1 rRNA gene is annotated in these 255 nt (G+C 57.6%); it reads left to right on the forward strand.

Annotated elements, in window-relative coordinates:
* Nucleotides 1–255, forward strand: a 16S ribosomal RNA gene (locus P0G09_RS20980); the annotation flags it as partial.

The following is a 255-nucleotide window of genomic DNA, read 5'->3' on the forward strand; positions in this document are numbered from 1 at the left end:
GTTGGAAACGACTGCTAATACCGCATAAGCCCACAGGTCGGCATCGACCAGAGGGAAAAGGAGCAATCCGCTTTGAGATGGCCTCGCGTCCGATTAGCTAGTTGGTGAGGTAATGGCCCACCAAGGCAACGATCGGTAGCCGGACTGAGAGGTTGAACGGCCACATTGGGACTGAGACACGGCCCAGACTCCTACGGGAGGCAGCAGTGGGGAATATTGCACAATGGGGGAAACCCTGATGCAGCGACGCCGCGT

The organism is Faecalibacterium sp. DFI.5.82, assembly GCF_029076575.1.
Lineage (GTDB): Bacteria > Bacillota > Clostridia > Oscillospirales > Ruminococcaceae > Faecalibacterium > Faecalibacterium duncaniae.